Raw genomic sequence first — 18,331 nt, forward strand, 5'->3', positions numbered from 1 at the left:
ATATGTTAGATATGCTCACATGTTGTTGACATTATATTTAACATTGGATATAATGATAATAAATAATTTGTAAAGGGGGCGGAAAGGTGAGCGGAAAAGAAATTCGCAGATCCCTACCTTTATTTCCTATAGGAACTGTGATGGAACTGACGGAACTTACAGCGAGACAAATTCGGTACTACGAAGAACATCAATTGGTGGTTCCGGCACGGACAAAAGGGAACCAGCGAATGTTTTCTTTGAATGATATCGATAAGCTCTTGGAAATTAAAGACCTTTTAGATCAAGGCGTTAATATCGCAGGGATTAAACAAATCTTTGCGATGAAGGAACTGGAAAAGTTAGAAAAGCAAAACCGAAAAAAGGAAAGAGACCAAGAAATTTCGGAAAAAGAACTAAGAAAGATCTTAAGGAATGAGTTACTTACCAACAGTCGAATCAATCGTTCTGATTTACGGCAAGGGGACATGTATCGTTTCTTTCACTAGGAGCGTACAAAAAAGAACCGCATTCGTATTAATGAAGTTATCACAATCAATAGAGTTAAAGATTATTAAAGAAAATGATGGAGGAAAAAGACAATGGGAAAAAAATATAATCGCGATGATATTATTCGGATGGCAAATGAAGAAAACGTGGCTTTCATACGTTTGCAATTCACAGACATTTTAGGAACGGTTAAAAATGTAGAAATTCCATTGAGCCAACTTGAAAAAGCACTGGATAATAAAATCATGTTCGACGGTTCATCGATTGAAGGATTTGTCCGTATTGAAGAAAGTGATATGTACTTATATCCGGACTTGGATACTTGGGTGGTCTTTCCGTGGACGGCCGGTCGTGGTAAAGTGGCTCGGATGATTTGTGATATTTACAATCCGGATGGTACACCGTTTATGGGAGATCCGCGTAACAATTTAAAACGAATTGTTGAAGAAATGAAAGAACTCGGTTTTACACAATTTAATTTAGGTCCTGAGCCTGAATTTTTCTTGTTTAAATTGGATGCTAACGGAGAACCGACAATGGAATTAAACGATCATGGCGGTTATTTTGATTTGGCACCGACTGATTTAGGTGAAAACTGTCGAAAAGACATTGTCGTTGAACTGGAAGATATGGGTTTTGAAATTGAAGCATCCCATCACGAAGTAGCACCCGGTCAACACGAAATTGATTTCAAATACGAAGATGTTGTTACTGCCTGTGATGAAATCCAAACTTTTAAGCTGGTTGTAAAAACAATTGCACGTAAACATGGTCTTCACGCAACATTTATGCCAAAACCGCTTTTTGGAATTAACGGTTCCGGAATGCACTGTAATATTTCTTTGTTTAAAGAGGGTGCCAATGCATTTTATGATCCAACAGGTGAATTGGAATTAAGTGAAACAGCCTATCAATTTATGGCTGGAGTTTTGAAACATGCGCCAAACTTTACGGCTGTTACAAATCCAACAGTTAACTCATACAAACGGTTAGTACCGGGATATGAAGCACCGGTTTATGTTGCATGGTCGGCACGCAACCGTAGTCCATTGGTTCGGGTTCCTGCTTCAAGAGGGATGAGTACCCGTATTGAATTGCGTAGCGTAGACCCGTCTGCTAATCCGTATTTAGCCATGGCAGTTATATTGAAAGCTGGATTAGATGGTATCAAGAACAAACTAACACCTCCAAGTCCGGTAGATCGAAATATTTACGTCATGACAAAAGAAGAACGTGAGGCAGAAGGAATTAATGATCTTCCCGGAACATTGCAATCAGCTTTAGAGAAATTGCAAGAAGATGAAATCATTATGTCAGCATTAGGAGAACATATTTTAACAAACTTTATCGAAGCGAAAGAAATTGAGTGGGATATGTTCCGTACGCAAGTGACACCTTGGGAGAGAGAACAATATTTGAAATTATATTAATTTTTAAGGGTGCTTCCTTTTTGGGAGGCACCCTTTCATATAATTATAAAAGTTTAATATATTTGTCGATAGACGCCGATTACTTTTCCAAGTATCGAAACATTCGGAACAATAATTGGGTCCATTGTTGCGTTTTCCGGTTGTAGCCGGATATAGTTTTTCTCTTTATAAAAACGTTTTACAGTTGCTTCATTTTCCTCAGTTAAAGCGACAACGATATCACCGTTTTCTGCGGTACTTTGTTGTCGGACAATTACATAGTCTCCATCTAAAATACCTGCCTCAATCATACTTTCTCCCATAATTTCCAACATGAAAACAGGATCTCCACTAGGAGCAATTTTTTCCGGCAGAGGAAAATAGTCTTCAATATTTTCAATAGCGGTAATAGGCATTCCGGCGGTTACTTTACCGACAATTGGCACTTTCCGCACAGGAACATCAGGTTCATTCAACCCTTTATTGTCGAGAATTTCTATCGCTCTCGGTTTAGTAGGGTCGCGGCGGATTAGTCCTTTGCTCTCAAGTCTGGCTAAATGGCCGTGTACCGTTGAACTGGAGGATAGACCAACCGCTTCACCAATTTCACGAACCGATGGTGGATACCCCTTTTCTCGTACTTCTTTTTTAATAAAATCTAAAATTTCCTGTTGACGTTTGGATAATTTAGTCATATTCAACACCCCTTAGCATATTTTTCTATAGTATATCATAACTGACATCATTTTGACAAACATAAGTTCGAAATTTTTCTTGACTCAAATATACGTTCGTTTTATAATAGGGTTACGAACTAATATTCGTTAACGGGGTGATAGAATGTTATTGCAAAAATTGTGGAAAAATTATTCTTATGTGATTCTATTATTACTCATTTCATTTATTTGTGGACTCATTTATGTACATATATTATCATCCTCAAGCGATGAAACGGAAAAAATAGAGGATCATAAAGATTTAGAACAATATACAGTTGAAATGACAAGTATGAATGAATAATATATACTATAATACAAACAATGTTTTAGAAGGTGTTGTTTTGAAAGCGATCATCTATTGTCGGGTAAGTACGGAAAAAGAGTCACAAGAAACATCATTGGCCAGACAGGAAGAAGAACTTAAAGCTCTTTCAGAAAGGTATCAATTTCAAGTCGTTGATACAATTTGTGAGCAAGCAAGCGGGTATGATCTTGACAGACCTGGTATCCTTGAAATATTGGAGAAAATTAAAGAACACCAAATCCAAGCACTTTTAATTCAAGATGAAACGAGACTTGCCAGAGGGAATGCAAAAATCGCCCTTCTTCACGTATTGTTTAAACTGGGAGTAAAAATTTATACAATCTCTCATCAAGGTGAATTACAAATCTCCGAAGCGGATTCAATGGTATTAAAAATTATAAGTCTTGTGGAAGAATACCAAAGAAAGTTACATAACAGTAAAATCAAGCGTGGGATGGAACGTGCTGTTCGGGCCGGGTACAGACCGGAGCAAAACTTATCAAATCGTGGTGAAAATGCCGGCCGTGATAGAAAAGAAGTTCCATTGGAAGAAATTATTCGATTACGAAACATGGGACTGACTTTTTCAGATATAGCCGCAACGTTAAGGGGATTCGGATATTCAGTATCCAAGGCAACCGTACATAGACGTTTTCAAGAATATTGTCAAGAAATGCAAGTCAATAACAAAGATAACCATGTTAATTATAAATAAAGGAGTTTTCATATGCTTTCAAAAGAAAAACTGGCCAGAATTAATGAATTGGCAGCAAAGAAGAAAAGGGAAGGGTTGACAGTGGAAGAAGCAAAAGAACAGTCAAAATTGAGAAGTGAATATTTGCAATCCTTCCGAAATTCATTTAAAAAAACAATTGAAAATGTAACAGTCATTGATCCGAATGGAAATGATGTTACACCTGAAAAATTGAAGCAACTTAAGAAACGAAAAAGATACCATTAATCATTTAAAAATGAGTGTTTGACCAAAGACTACAAGAATTCGACAAATATAGAAGAAATTTTTCTCAATAAAGCGACATTTTTTTTGTCTCCCGCCTATTAAAATATATATAAAAGATTTGTCCAATTATACGAAAAAGGGGCGGGAGATTATGAGAAAATACGATATGTATATCATTAAGGAATTATTTGCAAATTATTACTATGGTAGAGAGTATTTCTTTTATCATTTATTTAAGGATTATGAAACAGCAAATAATAAAATGAAAAAGATCCTTTCAAAACAAATTGACTATATTTCTTCCTCGATACCGGCGATCCGAATTTATAAACAACTGATCGAACAATTACAAGGAAGAAAAGATTTCATTATGAATAATGGGATGTTTCTCGTAGAAAACAGTCGAGGTTCAGTTAGTTTTAAAATATATCAAAAAAAATGTGTTATGCAATCGACCGGGACAATGGATATTGATATGATATTTATGGAAGCGTTAAGAAAGACTGAATTCAATTTTCTAGTTGTTGATTTGGATAATGGGCGTTTTGGCTGGATTAAACCGATGAAGGATCATCATTATTTGGAAACTCTATCCTCCCGGTGAATAGTTTCTAGTGATTTTGTTAATTAAGTATTGAAATTTTCACCAAAACATGGGAAAATTTAAAGGTTCTGTATTGTAAAATGAAAGTACGTTTAGTAAACTGAATAGTAGACAACAAGAAGGAGGATTTGCAATGGTTTGGTGGGGATATTTACTAATTTTTGTTGCCCTCTTAGCAGGAATTGCCATCGGATTTTTCCTTGCACGCCGTTATATGATGGACTATTTGAAGAAAAATCCACCAATCAATGAACAAATGATTCGCGTGATGATGATGCAAATGGGAATGAAGCCGAGTCAGAAAAAAATTAATCAAATGATGAATGCCATTAATAAACAACAACCGAAGTAATTTTTTACTGCTCTTTTAAAAAGAGTTTTCAAATATATGGATTCTATAATAATCGAAGTCAAACATTGATTTTGTCCATATACGAATATGATCGTTTTTATCGGAACAGATCCGATATGAACGATCTTTTTTGTACATAGAGATGTATAAATTTTGTACGGATCTTATATCATCGAAATATGGAGGGGAGCTATGAAAGTCTTTTTCGAATTAGCCTGGTTTTTTAAAAAAGAAAAGAAGTCGTATATGATTGGCATCATATTGTTATTATTTGTTGCGTTGTTGCAACTAATTCCGCCCAAAATTATCGGTTTTGTGGCTGATGATATTGGCAGCAACCGTTTGACATGGGGGAAAATGGGTATATGGGTTTTTGCCCTTATTATAACATCATTACTGATGTACATATTACGCTATTATTGGAGGATTTATATTTTTGGTAGTTCTGTGAAATTAGCACGGATTTTAAGAAGTCAACTTTATGAACATTTTACAAAGATGCCCTCCTCTTTTTATCAACGGAAACGTATCGGTGACTTAATGGCACATGCCACCAATGATATACAGGCAATCCAGCAAACAGCCGGCAGCGGAGTTCTAACTGCTGTTGACTCTTTAGCAACAGGCGGATTTGTCATTATTACCATGGCGGCAACAATCAGTTGGCAATTGACATTAATCAGCTTACTTCCACTACCGCTAATTGCTTTATTAACTAATTGGTATGGGACCAAACTTCATGCACGGTTTGAAAAAGCTCAAGAAGCCTTTTCTTTATTAAATGGCAAAACCCAAGAAAGTATTTCCGGTATGAAGGTCATCAAAACATTCGGCCAAGAAAAGGAAGATATTGAAGCATTTAAGAAACAATCCACCGATGTTGTAGAAAAAAACATCGCTGTTGCAAAAATTGATGCCTTATACGACCCAACGATTTCTGCCTGTGTCGGCATTTCTTTTTTCTTGTCCATCGGGTTCGGAGCATACTATGTTGTTAAAGGAAGCATTACAATTGGTGAATTAATTTCTTTTAATACATATTTAGGTTTGTTAATTTGGCCGATGCTCGCTTTCGGTTGGTTTTTCAATATTGTTGAACGTGGGCGTGCTTCATACGACCGCGTAAAACGATTATTAGAAGAAAAGATGGAGATTGCCGATTCAGATGTGAGCATAAGTCTTATCCCAACCGGTGATATTGACTATCATGTACATTCATTCTGCTATCCGGGGAAAACAGACCCGGTTTTACGTGAAATAGCATTTACTCTTCAACAAGGGAAAACACTTGGAATTGCCGGGAAGACCGGTAGTGGGAAAACAACATTGATTAAATTGTTGATTCGTGAATTTGAGGGATATGAAGGTGAAATATTGATTGGCGGACTTCCAATTCAAAAATATAAACTTGATGAATTCCGTAAAGCATTTGGTTATGTTCCGCAAGACCACTTTCTCTTTTCAACAACCGTCCGGGAAAATATCGCCTTTGCAAAGGTAAATGCGAGTGATGAAGATATCATTTCTGCTGCAAAGATTGCCAATATTCATGAAGATATTATTGAATTTGCACAGGGGTACGAAACGGTTGTCGGTGAACGGGGAGTAAGTTTGTCCGGTGGTCAAAAACAACGAATTGCGATTGCCCGGGCACTACTTTTGAATCCGGAAATATTAATTTTAGATGATTCCTTGTCAGCCGTCGATGCAAAAACGGAAGAATCCATCCTGCAAGCATTAAAACAAAACCGTTCCGGGAAAACCACAATCATCACGTCGCATCGACTCAGTGCCATTCAACATGCCGATTTAATTCTTGTATTGGATGAAGGAAAAGTTATTCAAAGTGGTACTCATGAAAATTTAGTAAGTGAACAAGGCTGGTACAGAGAAATGTATCTTCATCAGCAACTGGAATCGCTTGTGGAAGATGGAGGATGAGACATGGAGCCATTATCGAAAAATGTGCATTTGGATGCTAAGCAACAACGACAAGTTTTGTACCGTCTGTTACGTTATACAAAGCCGCACGGGAAATCATTACTATTTGCCTTTTTACTATTAGTTCTGACAACGGTTGGTGAAGTTATTGGTCCAATTTTTATAAAAATCTTTATAGATGATTATGTAACACCGAGAAATTTCGAATCGAAACCTATTATTATATTAGCTATAACTTATATCGTTATTCAGATGTTCAATTCTCTTATTATGTATTTACAATCAGTAAAATTTCAAGAGATTGCTTTAAAAATCATTCAACAGTTACGTATTGATGTATTCAGTAAGGTAGAAATGCTTGGAATGAAGTTTTTTGATCAAACCCCCGGGGGAACGATTGTATCAAGAGTAACCAATGATACTGAAGCAATAAAAGATATGTTTGTTAGTGTATTGGCAATTTTTCTTCAAAGTTTTTTTATGATTATCGGTATTTTCATCGCTATGTTTGTTCTCGATATTAAACTTGCAGCACTATGTCTTTTCCTTTTACCTGTTTTATTCTATATTATCCATTTATATCGAAAATTAAGTTCGAAATTTTATAGTGAGTTACGGGAATTACTTGGGCAACTGAATGCCAAATTAAATGAATCATTACAGGGAATGGGAATTATTCAAATATTCCGCCAAGAGGAACGGATGTGTAAAGAGTTTGCAGCTATTAATGATGCTCACTACCGTGCAGGAATGCGAAAAATCAAGATTGATGGACTATTATTACGCCCGGCAGTAGATTTAGTGTATATATTAGGCCTTATTATGATATTAAGCTTTTTTGGGATTACCTCCATGGAAACATCTGTGGAGCTTGGAGTATTATTTGCCTTTACCACCTATTTAAGTCGCCTTTTTGAACCGGTTAATAACTTTATGGAGCAATTAAGTTTTTATCAACAAGCGATCGTTTCCGCTTCACGGGTTTTTCATCTTTTGGATGAAAAAGAGTTGGCTCCTCAACAAACTGAAGTGGAAGGTTTGGAAATTGCATCAGGGAAAATTGAATTTCGCCATGTTTCGTTTTCTTATGACGGCAAACAAGATATATTGAAAGATATTACATTTACAGTGAATCCCGGTGAAACAATTGCATTTGTTGGTCATACCGGTAGTGGAAAAAGTTCGATTATTAATCTATTTATGCGGTTTTATGAGTTTGACCGTGGAGAGATATTCATTGATGGAAATTCGATCAAAACCTATCCGATAGAAGAATTACGAAGAAAAATCGGGTTAGTTTTACAAGACCCTTACTTGTTTTATGGTACAATCAAAGAGAATATCAGATTGTATAATCAAGAAATAACCGACAAAGAAATCGTTGAGGCTGCCAAATTTGTTCAAGCACATGACTTCATAAAAGATTTACCGGAACAATATCTTTATCCAGTCAATGAAAGAGGGTCAACTCTTTCAGGCGGACAAAGACAGTTGATCGCATTTGCCCGGACAATTGCGATGAATCCGAAAATCCTCATTCTCGATGAGGCAACTGCGAATATTGATACGGAAACGGAAGAATTAATCCAATCATCTCTGGAAAAAATGCGGAAAGGCAGGACGACGATTGCCATTGCTCATCGACTGTCGACGATTCAAGAAGCGGATCTTATTTGTGTCCTTCATAAAGGAAAAATTGTCGAACGTGGCAACCATCAACAATTACTGGCACAAAAAGGGTTGTACTATAAAATGTATTTGCTGCAAAATGGGTTATCGGAAAAAATGGAAGAGGCGGTACACGAAGGAAGCAGTCGTAGCAATCAATCCTTTGGAATATAAATGAATGCGTGGACAATAATGCTTTATATTTTATTTGGATTTGATAAAATGAAGATAGTATATGGGAGAATTTTCAACGGGTAAAGAGAAATCGATTTATCGGGGGGATATTGTTGCCGGATTTAAATGTATTTTTAGCTTTCGGAGCCGGGATTTTAAGTTTTATTTCACCTTGTTGTCTGCCTCTATATCCCGCCTTTCTTTCTTATATTACCGGGATGAGTGTCGCGGAATTAAAAGAAGAAAATATATTATTGCAAAAAAGAAGTTTCTTGCATACTACTTTTTTCCTTATCGGGTTTTCCATTGTTTTTCTAGTTTTAGGCTTGAGCACCACTTTTGTATATAGTTTATTTGTAAAGCATATGGATCTTATTCGTCAAATTGGGGCAATCTTTATCATTTTTTTTGGTTTGATAACGGTTGGCTTGTTAAAACCTGAATTCTTAATGACAGAAAGGCGCTTCGAATTTAAAAATAGACCGAGCGGATATCTTGGATCGCTATTGATTGGTCTGGCTTTTGCTGCCGGTTGGACACCTTGTATGGGACCAATATTAGGAGCCGTTATTGGATTGAGTGCTACGAATCCATCTGAAGGTTTTATTTATATGATATCTTATGTACTCGGCTTTATTGTTCCGTTTATTATTATGACCTTTTTTATCGGAAAAATCAGTTGGATTCGAAGGCATAATGTAATGATCATGAAAGTCGGCGGTTCTTTAATGGTCCTTGTTGGCTTCATGTTATTTTTTGATTGGATGAATATATTCATTAGCTGGCTAACGGTTCTTTTTGGTGGTTTTCAAGGGTTTTAAATTTGTTGATGAGGAGGATTTGTCAAGTGGGAAAGGTTTTAATCGTTGATGATGCAAAATTTTTACGAATGACAATTGCTAGAGCCATTACAAAAGCCGGACATGAAGTAATCGGTGAAGCGCAAACGGGCGAAGAAGCTGTGCAATTATATAAGAATTTGAAGCCTGATCTTGTTTTTATGGATATTACTATGCCGGATATGGATGGTATCGAGGCGGTAAAACATATAAAAAAGGATTTTCCTGATGCGAAGATTATTATGTGCTCGGCAATGGGCCAACACAAAATGGTGTTAGAAGCCATTGAAGCCGGAGCAAGAGATTTTATTGTTAAACCGTTTGAAGAATCCCGTATTATTGAAGCAATCGATAAACATATTTCATAAAGTGGGAAAAATTGTAACTTAGGGTATTTCTCGTTATAAAGAGAAACGATATGACCGTTCATACAGGATGATAAAAAGCCCCGCAAAATGAAAGAGGGGGCTTTCTCTATGTATAAAAAATATTATTGGAATAACTGTTCGTAACTTTCTGTACGAATATTTAATTGTTCCAGTTTTTTTCTTAGATATTTATGATCTCTTTTCGGAGTGGCGATAATATAACCTCGAATAATTAAATCCAAAGTAATTTTTTTAGTATGTTCTTTTAAAGCAAGTTCACCGATCTTTCCTTGAATTTTATGTCTTGCTACATCACGGAATAGTTCAGGGACCGGTGAAACGAGTTCATTCAAAAGGGCTAGTTGCTCTTCCGTCCATAAATGTTTCGTATTTTCTACATAATAAATTTCCCAATCCATGTCTGATTTGCCATCTTCTTTTGGCAATTTTTTTAGAAATTTTCTAAACATAAAAAATCCACCAATTCCAAAAAGAACGGGAAGCGCGAAAATCCACATTAAAATAAACCAAAGAAACCAGCCGTCCAGCATATTTACCCCCCTCGTTTGAAAAGATAAAGCGTTAGGATGAATAAAATCAAAATTATTTTTTGCGGGTAGTAAGACTCCCACCTCAAGATTCTGGTCAACGAGGAAGATCGGAGGGAGAAAGGCATGCCGCATGTCTACTTTTTTACATGAAGTAAGTATAAATTTAAAGCGTTTCACTTTGTATTATAACAATGCATGAAGCCGGTTTTCAATTAAAATGATTCTTAGGGGTTTTCAATAGAGGACAATCATTTTAAAATAAATTATAATTGTAACTTTCAAGTAGCCTTATCTGTTTAGAAAAAATAAAAAATAAAGGTGTCGATGACTCGTGAATCGAATTGGAATTGATGCAGGTGGCAGTCTTGTAAAAATGGTTTTTGAAGATAAGGGTGAGCTTCACTATCGGAAATATGCAATAACAGAAATAGACAGTTTTATTCAATGGTTGAATATGACCGTTCCCACTGCAAAGTTGGTCGTGACAGGCGGGAAATCGTATTTAGTTAAAGAAAAAACTTCACATCCTGTTACCATTGTCAATGAATTTGAAGCAATGGCAGAAGGGGCCCGTTATCTTTTAGAACAAGAATTTCATTTATTACATAAAGAATTCATATTAATCAGCATCGGAACAGGGACATCCATTTATCATGTAACCCCCTCCAATTTTGAAAGGGTTATAGGTACAGGGATTGGGGGAGGAACATTCATTGGACTTGGTACATTGTTGGCAGGTACCAGTAATTTTACAGAATTAGTTGAACGAGCTGGATCCGGCGACCGGAAAAAAATAGATCTTCTTGTTCGTGATATATACGGATCAAATGAAACGCCTCTTATCGGGGATTTAACGGCTGCTAATTTTGGCAAAGCACATCTTTCCCAGGATGCAACGAAAGATGACCAATTAGCAAGTACGATTCAATTAATTGCAGAGACGATTATTTTATTGGCGAATCAAGTTGCTCAAATAAAAGATGTGAGTAAACTTGTTTTTGTTGGTAGTACTTTGAGTGGGAACCATATGTTAAGAAAAGTGCTGGGTGAATTTTCCCAATCCCTCGGTCGCGAAGCTTTATTTCCTACAAACGGCGCATTTGCCGGTGCCATTGGAGCTTATTTACTTTAGAATTAAGCCAACTCCATATATTTGCAAATAGGCATTCACCTATTTCATTTAGAATCATATTTATGAATGAAGAGGATGTTTAAGGCGTCCGGGAAAAAGTCTTCCTATTTTTTACCGCTCTTTACGTTAAAAATAAGACTCTGAATTTAGAAAATGTGTTTCCTCGAAGTTTTGAACATGAACGTAAAGAGATCATGTAATTGTACGGATAAATTTTGGGAATCTTATTGTTTAGGAGTTGGTACTTTGAAAGAATTAAATTATTATGCCGGCGGGAATACAGCAAAGGGGTTTGTTCATTTCTTTGAATCTAATTTCCAAGATTTGGATAGATTATTCATTTTAAAAGGCGGACCGGGTACAGGAAAATCATCAATAATTAAATCAATTGGCCGTGAATGGCGAGATAAAGGGTATGCGGTTGAATGGATTCATTGTTCCTCAGATGTGGATTCTTTAGATGCCGTTATCATACCACATTTAAAAGCCGGTATTGTCGACGGAACGAAACCGCATATTATAGAACCTAAATATCCCGGTGTTATTGAAGAATATGTTAATTTAGGCATTGCTTGGAATCGCAACCAACTTTTACAGCATAAAGAGGAGATTCTTTCATTAAGCAATCGTGTCAATACAGGTTTTCAAACCGCATACTGTTCTTTTCGTGAAGGTCTTGCAAATCATGATGAATTAGAGAAAATTTATATCAGAAATATTGACTTTGATCGGGCAGCCCAACTTACAAATAAATGGATTGAGAAACTGTTACCTGAAAAATCAAAGACAGGAAATGGCATAGTAAAACACCGCTTTTTAGGGGCGACCACACCTGTGGGACCGGTTGATTTTGTAGAAAATTTAACAGAGGATGTGGAAAATCGATATTTTATTAAAGGCCGGGCAGGTAGCGGTAAGTCGACTATGTTGAAACAAATTGCTCATGCAGCCGAAAAGCAAGGATTTCATGTGGAAGTGTACCATTGCGGATTTGATCCAAATAGTTTAGATATGGTAATTGTTCGCGAATGTCAATTTGCTATTTTTGATAGTACTGCACCACATGAATATTTTCCGAGAAGGGAAAAGGACGAGATCATTGACTTGTATGAGGAAACAATCCAATCAGGAACAGATGAAAAATATGCTGAAGAAATTTCTTTTTGGACAAAAAAATATAAAGATAAGATGGATGAAGGTATTCACCATTTGGCTGAGACAAAAAAACTTCGCGATAAGTTAGAATCTTTTTATGTAAAAGCAATGGATTTTGAAACAGTAGACGGCATACGTAATCAAATTAATGAAGAATTGAAAAAACTAAGTTAAACCTCGGACGCATGGAGGCAGCTCATCCCCCACCTATCCAGAATCTTGGGGTGGGGGTCTTGAATCACCGTTAAGTTGGGATAAAATTATTGTTGAAAGACGTCTTGCCTTTCTCCTATCCATATATCATCTCGTTTGATTGTTATTTCAGTTGTTTAAGGGGTATAATATGGTCAACCCTGAATGAAGGAGAGAGTAGCGTGGAAAAATCAGCAACAAAGGAATTGCTGTCTTGGATAAAATCTTTTTTTATTGCATTTATTATCGTTATATTAGTTCAGAAATTCCTTTTTTCACCAACTACAGTATATGGTGAATCGATGGAACCGACGTTTTCTGATAATGATCGAATCATAATTGGTAAAAATACTTCCATTGAGCGATTCGATATCATCGTATTTGATGCACCAAAATCCAAAGATTATTATATAAAACGGGTAATCGGATTACCGGGTGATAAAGTTGAGATGAAAAATGATGAGTTATATATTAATGGAAAAAAATATAATGAACCTTATTTAGATAAAATAAAAAAGAGTCATAAGTATAGAAAAATAACCGAAGATTTCACGCTGGAAGAATTAACGGGTGAAACGATTGTCCCTAAAGATTCCTTGTTCGTTTTGGGAGATAACCGCTTAGTCAGTTATGATAGTCGCCAATTCGGATTTATATCTTTTGATTCCGTTATTGGTGAAGTTAAGTTTCAATTTTTTCCGTTTAATGAAATAGGGATACGGAAATAATGCGTAACACATGTAAGCAAGGATGGAGCTGAATGACTCCGATTCCTTGCTTTTTTGTTTAATCGTTTGTACCGAAAGTTTTCTGTATAATTTCTTTATTGCTTGCCGTTATATATAGGGTTTGGCTTGGAAACGCAATTTCAATTCCTTCTTCAGTTAAAATTTCAATAATCTTTAAATTGATTTCCTGTTTAACTTCTAAATATTCCGACCAAACCGTTGTTTTCGTAAAGAAATAGAAAAACAGTTCTAAACTGCTTTCGGATAATTTATCAAAAGTGACCAGAATCGTTTCCGGATGAATCCCTTCGTGTGCTTGTAACATCTCACGTAAACGGAAAATGGCTTGTTCTACTTTGTCAATCGGTGTATTGTAACTGATGCCAATTCGAAAATCAATTTTTCTTTTTCCCATCTTGCTATAGTTGATGATATTGGTCGCGGCAAGAGACGAATTTGGTACGGTAACCAGCGCTTGGTCAAAGGTTCGAATTAATGTACTTCGAAAGCTAATGTCTTCAACTGTGCCTTCTACACTGGTAGCATTAATCCAATCACCTATCGAAAAAGGTTTTTCAAAAATAATGACTAGTCCGCCAATAAAATTTTTAATCATATCCTGTGCAGCAAGGGAGATGGCTAACCCGCCGATTCCGAGACCGGCAACTAATCCGCTGATATTATAGTTAAACTCTTGTAAAATGACACTAATGCTAATCAATACGATAATCGCACGAAGTAATTTTGATAAGAAAGGAATTAAAATTTGATCAATTTCAAGATCATAACGACTGTTTAATTTTTGAAAGATGACGGATGATGTAGAAGAAAGATTATAAAACCCCCATGTAATTAATAAAATGATGGTTGAACGGTAAATCTTTAAAAATAACGCATTATTTGGGTTGAAATATGGAATGAACTGAGCGGCCAGATAAATACCGATAACGACAAAAAACCAACGAATCGGTTTCTCAAAGGAAAGCCACACGTTCGTAAAAAATTCTGTCGGTGTCTTTTTTGATATTTTAAGGATGAATTTAAATACATATTTACTGAACAAATTACGGAACAACAAAAATAATAAAAAGATACAAATGGCTTTTAGGGTATCTGTTAACGTTTTGTATTCGAGAAAAAAATCCCAACTCATAAAAAAACTCCTTTACTATTGAAAAAGTATTACATTGAATCTGACTATTCATATGTTTATAGTGTAACATGAATCTGGTTGTTCATCTATTTTTTTATTTATAAGAAAATAGCCTTGTCCGTTTCCTTTCACCTGCATATTTTAGTTATGTAAGTGAAAGGTGGTGAAGCTTAATGGGATACACTGAGGGTGGAGTTGGATACGGCTCTGGTTTCTTCTTAATTGTTGTTTTGTTTATCCTATTGATTATTGTAGGAGCATCTTATGTAGGTTACTAATGGAAGAAGGAAGGCTGCTAGCATTATAGCAGCTTTCCTTTTTCAATGAAAGATATTTTTCCCAAAACATATTTATTGGAATACCCATACTTTCGCAAATGGAATTATTTTGGTGTTTTGTGATCGCCTAAAGGATTGATTGGACATTCCTGTATAACGATAATTAGCTTTCTTTCATTCCCTTATTGTTGTTATAATGAAAACGAGGTGAAAATAATGGAACAACAAAAAGTTTTTATGAAAGATACGATTGCAATTAAAACGGCACTTGTTTTTCCGCAAGATACGAATATGCATGGAACACTGTTTGGCGGTAAGTTAATTTCATACATAGATGATATTGCTTCCATTTCTGCACTGAGGTTATGCAAAACCCCTGTTGTCACTGCGTCCATCGATTCTGTTGATTTCATAAAACCAATTCGGGAAGGCGATGCGGTCACTTTAGAGGCAATGGTAACTTGGACAGGGAATTCTTCAATGGAAGTTTTGGTTAAAGTAACTTCTGAACATTTAATGACAGGGAAAAAATCATTAGCGGCACTTTCTTTTTTAACATTCGTATCGTTAAATGAAGACGGGAAACCAAATCCTGTCCCGAAAGTGGTTCCTGAAACAGAATATGAAAAATGGCTTCATGATACCGGGGAAGAACGGGCAAAACATCGAAAAACAAGAAGATTACAAAGCAAAAGTCTCATAGATTTAATATCAAGAAAAAACTGAAAATTTGTTGAATAGAGGAGCGAATGACATGAATCGATGTGATTGGGTGACAGATGATTTGCTTTATATTCATTACCACGATTTTGAATGGGGACGACCTGTTTTTGATGACCAAAAATTATTTGAAATGTTAACTCTGGAAGGTGCTCAAGCAGGTCTGAATTGGCTTACGATTTTAAAAAGACGAGAGAATTACCGGGTGGCATTTGATAACTTTGATGTTGAAAAAATTGCCCGTTACATAGAAGAAAAAGTGCAAGAATTATTACGGAATGAAGGAATAATTAGAAATGAAAGGAAAATTCGTTCAACCATTCGTAATGCTCAAGCATTTATAGAGATAAAAAAGAAATATGGTTCTTTTTCATCATTTTTGTGGGGATTTGTTGATGGGCAACCGATTAAAAATGAGTGGAAAACAAGTACAGATGTTCCAAGTCAAACGGAACAAAGCCACAAGATTAGCAAAGAATTAAAAAGACATGGTTTTTCTTTTGTCGGTCCTACAATTGTTTACGCATATATGCAAGCTGTCGGAATCGTCAATGATCATATACAATCTTGTTTTTGTTACGAGGAAATAATGTGAAACTTTCATAAGTGGGTTTCTTCATACCCTACTGATAGTTTGTTGACCCGAACGGACGCACCGGGCTCCACCAACCTTCTTTATAAATTCGAAAATCTTGAGGTGGGGGTGTCGACTTGCCGTTAAGGTGGGATAAATAGGTATAAACCCATTTCTTCATAGTCATGCACCTATACTTGGTTATGTACATAATCTTATGGTGTATTGACTATGAGGAGGTATGCAAAGATGGATCAATTTTATAACCCTGTTAATGAAGAAGAATTGTTAAGACAATATGGCGGGTGGTATGGTGGACAACAATACGGGCATCACGGTCATCATCACCATGGCCATCACCACGGGCATCATCACCATGGACATCATCATGGGCATCACCACCACGGCCACCATCATCACGGTCATCATCACTTCTATCCCTATCCGATTAGCTGGGGATATGGTTACCCGTATGGTGGATTTGGCGGGTATGGTGGATGGGGCAACCCGAGCCCAGAATATAATTGGGGATATGGTCCTGGATATTGGGGACAATGGCAATACTAAATCGATTATAAGGAACAAAAACAGAGGAAGCAGTGAAGGACATTGCTTCCTTATTTATTTTTTCGTTTGTTTAACTTTATCCTTAAGGGATAAAGTTTTCAAATAAATAGAAAAAGAGAGATTGTAATTAATATTTTTTAAAAAAATGTTGAAAACCTTTTAATATTTGCTATAATATAACTAAAATTCGGAACATACCATGTAGTATGTTCCGGAAATTGAAGAGTACTGGAGGAATGTCAAATGGATTTTTCGTATTCTGATAAAGTGCAAGAGTTAAGAAAGAAATTGACTGAATTCATGGAGGCGTATATTTATCCAAATGAAAAGATTTATAGAAATCAATTAAACCAACAAAGTGACCGTTTCGGTTCAATTCCTCCAATTATTGAAGAAATAAAGAAGAAAGCAAAAGCGGAAGGGTTATGGAATTTATTTTTGCCGGACAACGAATATGGGGCAGGGCTGACAAACCTAGAATATGCCCCGTTGTGTGAAATCATGGGGCGTTCTGTAATAGGGCCTGAAGCCTTTAACTGTAACGCACCGGATACTGGTAATATGGAAGTGTTAGTACGATACGGGTCTGAAAGACAAAAAAAAGAATGGCTGGAACCTTTGCTTGCCGGAGAGATTCGCTCTTGTTTTTCCATGACGGAACCGGATGTAGCGTCCAGTGATGCGACGAATATCTCCACTAGTATTGTGAAAGACGGTGACGAATATGTCATCAATGGGAGAAAATGGTGGTCATCAGGGGCAGGCGATCCTCGTTGTAAAATTGCTATTGTCATGGGGAAAACAAACCCGGATGCCCCAAGACATGAGCAACAATCGATGATTCTTGTACCAATGAATACGCCGGGGGTAAAGATTGAACGAATGCTTCCGGTTTTCGGTTATGACGATGCCCCACATGGACACGCGGAGATTACCTTTGAAAACGTCAGGGTACCGGCTGAAAATATCATCTGGGGGGAAGGAAAAGGTTTTGCGATTGCACAGGGACGTCTCGGACCAGGTCGGATTCACCACTGTATGCGATTAATCGGACTGGCGGAACGTGCACTGGAAGATTTGTGTAAGCGTGTTCATGAAAGGGAGACATTTGGAAAAAAACTGTCTGAACAAGGTGTTATCCAAGAATGGATTGCCAATTCCAGAATTGAGATTGAACAAGCACGTTTATTAACACTAAAAGCGGCATATATGATGGATACAGTCGGCAATAAAGAGGCAAAGACGGAGATAGCGATGATCAAAGTTGTTGCACCGAACATGGCTTTACGGGTACTTGATCGAGCCATTCAAGCATTTGGGGCAGCAGGGGTCAGTGATGATTTCACCTTGGCTTATCATTGGGCAAATGCAAGAACACTTCGGATTGCCGATGGTCCGGATGAAGTGCATCGCCGGCAAATTGCAAAATTGGAGCTGAAGAAATATTCATAAT

Annotated in this window: 22 protein-coding genes; 19 read left to right on the forward strand and 3 right to left on the reverse strand. The window is 36.5% G+C overall.

Translation table 11 applies throughout. The features are described from left to right. Positions 1 to 86: 86 nt before the first annotated feature. Both LIZ98_RS00155 and glnA read left to right on the forward strand, forming a co-directional pair. Positions 87 to 488, forward strand: coding sequence for a MerR family transcriptional regulator (locus LIZ98_RS00155; RefSeq protein WP_034769983.1), 402 nt, complete (start codon positions 87 to 89; stop codon positions 486 to 488). Positions 489 to 581: 93 nt separating this feature from the next. Further along, the gene (glnA, locus tag LIZ98_RS00160) at positions 582 to 1,919 is read left to right on the forward strand and encodes a type I glutamate--ammonia ligase (RefSeq protein ID WP_227138660.1); all 1,338 of its coding nucleotides are present in this window, start codon (positions 582 to 584) and stop codon (positions 1,917 to 1,919) included. A 53-nt stretch (positions 1,920 to 1,972) separates the two neighbouring features. Here the strand turns inward: glnA and lexA are convergent, their stop codons facing one another. Next, positions 1,973 to 2,593: a transcriptional repressor LexA gene (lexA, locus tag LIZ98_RS00165; RefSeq protein WP_034769985.1), complete on the reverse strand. Its 621-nt coding sequence runs from the start codon at positions 2,591 to 2,593 to the stop codon at positions 1,973 to 1,975. 145 nt (positions 2,594 to 2,738) lie between these two features. On the opposite strand from lexA, the gene LIZ98_RS00170 reads away from it, so the two are divergent. From LIZ98_RS00170 to LIZ98_RS00210, 9 genes are all read left to right on the forward strand, one after another. Beyond that, positions 2,739 to 2,918 carry a hypothetical protein gene (locus LIZ98_RS00170; RefSeq protein WP_034769986.1) on the forward strand — a complete coding sequence of 60 codons (180 nt, stop codon included), beginning with the start codon at positions 2,739 to 2,741 and terminating at the stop codon, positions 2,916 to 2,918. Between the two features lie 40 nt (positions 2,919 to 2,958). Continuing rightward, positions 2,959 to 3,636 carry a YneB family resolvase-like protein gene (locus LIZ98_RS00175; RefSeq protein WP_041848547.1) on the forward strand — a complete coding sequence of 226 codons (678 nt, stop codon included), beginning with the start codon at positions 2,959 to 2,961 and terminating at the stop codon, positions 3,634 to 3,636. Positions 3,637 to 3,648: 12 nt separating this feature from the next. Beyond that, positions 3,649 to 3,882 (forward strand): DUF896 domain-containing protein, encoded by a 234-nt coding sequence (locus LIZ98_RS00180; RefSeq protein WP_034769989.1) that lies wholly within the window; start codon positions 3,649 to 3,651, stop codon positions 3,880 to 3,882. A 151-nt stretch (positions 3,883 to 4,033) separates the two neighbouring features. Next, positions 4,034 to 4,486 (forward strand): sporulation inhibitor of replication protein SirA, encoded by a 453-nt coding sequence (sirA, locus tag LIZ98_RS00185; protein ID WP_227138659.1) that lies wholly within the window; start codon positions 4,034 to 4,036, stop codon positions 4,484 to 4,486. 133 nt (positions 4,487 to 4,619) lie between these two features. After that, positions 4,620 to 4,838: a YneF family protein gene (locus LIZ98_RS00190; RefSeq protein WP_034769993.1), complete on the forward strand. Its 219-nt coding sequence runs from the start codon at positions 4,620 to 4,622 to the stop codon at positions 4,836 to 4,838. 192 nt (positions 4,839 to 5,030) lie between these two features. Next, entirely contained in the window at positions 5,031 to 6,779 is a 1,749-nt protein-coding gene (locus tag LIZ98_RS00195) for an ABC transporter transmembrane domain-containing protein (RefSeq protein WP_041848545.1), read from the forward strand. A 3-nt stretch (positions 6,780 to 6,782) separates the two neighbouring features. Next, complete coding sequence (locus tag LIZ98_RS00200; protein ID WP_108898000.1) at positions 6,783 to 8,621, forward strand: ABC transporter ATP-binding protein; 1,839 nt, start codon at positions 6,783 to 6,785, stop codon at positions 8,619 to 8,621. Between the two features lie 113 nt (positions 8,622 to 8,734). Then, positions 8,735 to 9,442 carry a cytochrome c biogenesis CcdA family protein gene (locus LIZ98_RS00205; protein ID WP_227138657.1) on the forward strand — a complete coding sequence of 236 codons (708 nt, stop codon included), beginning with the start codon at positions 8,735 to 8,737 and terminating at the stop codon, positions 9,440 to 9,442. A 26-nt stretch (positions 9,443 to 9,468) separates the two neighbouring features. Then, positions 9,469 to 9,828: a response regulator gene (locus LIZ98_RS00210; RefSeq protein WP_041845202.1), complete on the forward strand. Its 360-nt coding sequence runs from the start codon at positions 9,469 to 9,471 to the stop codon at positions 9,826 to 9,828. 122 nt (positions 9,829 to 9,950) lie between these two features. On the opposite strand, the gene LIZ98_RS00215 is transcribed toward LIZ98_RS00210, so the two are convergent. Continuing rightward, the gene (locus LIZ98_RS00215) at positions 9,951 to 10,379 is read right to left on the reverse strand and encodes a DUF2621 family protein (RefSeq protein ID WP_227138680.1); all 429 of its coding nucleotides are present in this window, start codon (positions 10,377 to 10,379) and stop codon (positions 9,951 to 9,953) included. Positions 10,380 to 10,710: 331 nt separating this feature from the next. Between LIZ98_RS00215 and coaW the strand changes: the two genes are divergently transcribed. The 3 genes from coaW (at position 10,711) to lepB (ending at position 13,586) form a co-directional block, all read left to right on the forward strand. Next, positions 10,711 to 11,511, forward strand: a complete 801-nt coding sequence (coaW, locus tag LIZ98_RS00220) for a type II pantothenate kinase (protein WP_227138656.1) — start codon at positions 10,711 to 10,713, stop codon at positions 11,509 to 11,511. A gap of 246 nt (positions 11,512 to 11,757) precedes the next feature. Beyond that, a complete protein-coding gene (locus LIZ98_RS00225) occupies positions 11,758 to 12,840 on the forward strand; it encodes a PRK06851 family protein (RefSeq protein ID WP_108898005.1) in 1,083 nt (360 codons plus the stop codon). Between the two features lie 200 nt (positions 12,841 to 13,040). Beyond that, positions 13,041 to 13,586, forward strand: a complete 546-nt coding sequence (gene lepB, locus LIZ98_RS00230; protein ID WP_034770002.1) for a signal peptidase I — start codon at positions 13,041 to 13,043, stop codon at positions 13,584 to 13,586. Between the two features lie 58 nt (positions 13,587 to 13,644). Here lepB and LIZ98_RS00235 read toward each other — a convergent pair whose 3' ends face one another. Next, positions 13,645 to 14,739: a mechanosensitive ion channel family protein gene (locus LIZ98_RS00235; protein WP_227138654.1), complete on the reverse strand. Its 1,095-nt coding sequence runs from the start codon at positions 14,737 to 14,739 to the stop codon at positions 13,645 to 13,647. Positions 14,740 to 14,912: 173 nt separating this feature from the next. Between LIZ98_RS00235 and LIZ98_RS00240 the strand changes: the two genes are divergently transcribed. The 5 genes from LIZ98_RS00240 to LIZ98_RS00260 all read left to right on the forward strand — a co-directional run bounded on the left by LIZ98_RS00240 (position 14,913) and on the right by LIZ98_RS00260 (position 18,330). Further along, positions 14,913 to 15,017, forward strand: coding sequence for a YjcZ family sporulation protein (locus tag LIZ98_RS00240; RefSeq protein ID WP_227138652.1), 105 nt, complete (start codon positions 14,913 to 14,915; stop codon positions 15,015 to 15,017). A gap of 216 nt (positions 15,018 to 15,233) precedes the next feature. Then, positions 15,234 to 15,743, forward strand: coding sequence for an acyl-CoA thioesterase (locus LIZ98_RS00245; protein ID WP_041901943.1), 510 nt, complete (start codon positions 15,234 to 15,236; stop codon positions 15,741 to 15,743). 28 nt (positions 15,744 to 15,771) lie between these two features. Further along, positions 15,772 to 16,332 (forward strand): DNA-3-methyladenine glycosylase I, encoded by a 561-nt coding sequence (locus LIZ98_RS00250; RefSeq protein ID WP_227138651.1) that lies wholly within the window; start codon positions 15,772 to 15,774, stop codon positions 16,330 to 16,332. 228 nt (positions 16,333 to 16,560) lie between these two features. Beyond that, positions 16,561 to 16,878, forward strand: coding sequence for a hypothetical protein (locus tag LIZ98_RS00255; RefSeq protein ID WP_227138650.1), 318 nt, complete (start codon positions 16,561 to 16,563; stop codon positions 16,876 to 16,878). A 243-nt stretch (positions 16,879 to 17,121) separates the two neighbouring features. After that, a complete protein-coding gene (locus tag LIZ98_RS00260) occupies positions 17,122 to 18,330 on the forward strand; it encodes an acyl-CoA dehydrogenase (protein ID WP_227138649.1) in 1,209 nt (402 codons plus the stop codon). Position 18,331: the final 1 nt, after the last annotated feature.

This window comes from Caldibacillus sp. 210928-DFI.2.18 (genome assembly GCF_020554505.1).
In the GTDB taxonomy this organism is placed as follows: domain Bacteria; phylum Bacillota; class Bacilli; order Bacillales; family Caldibacillaceae; genus Caldifermentibacillus; species Caldifermentibacillus hisashii.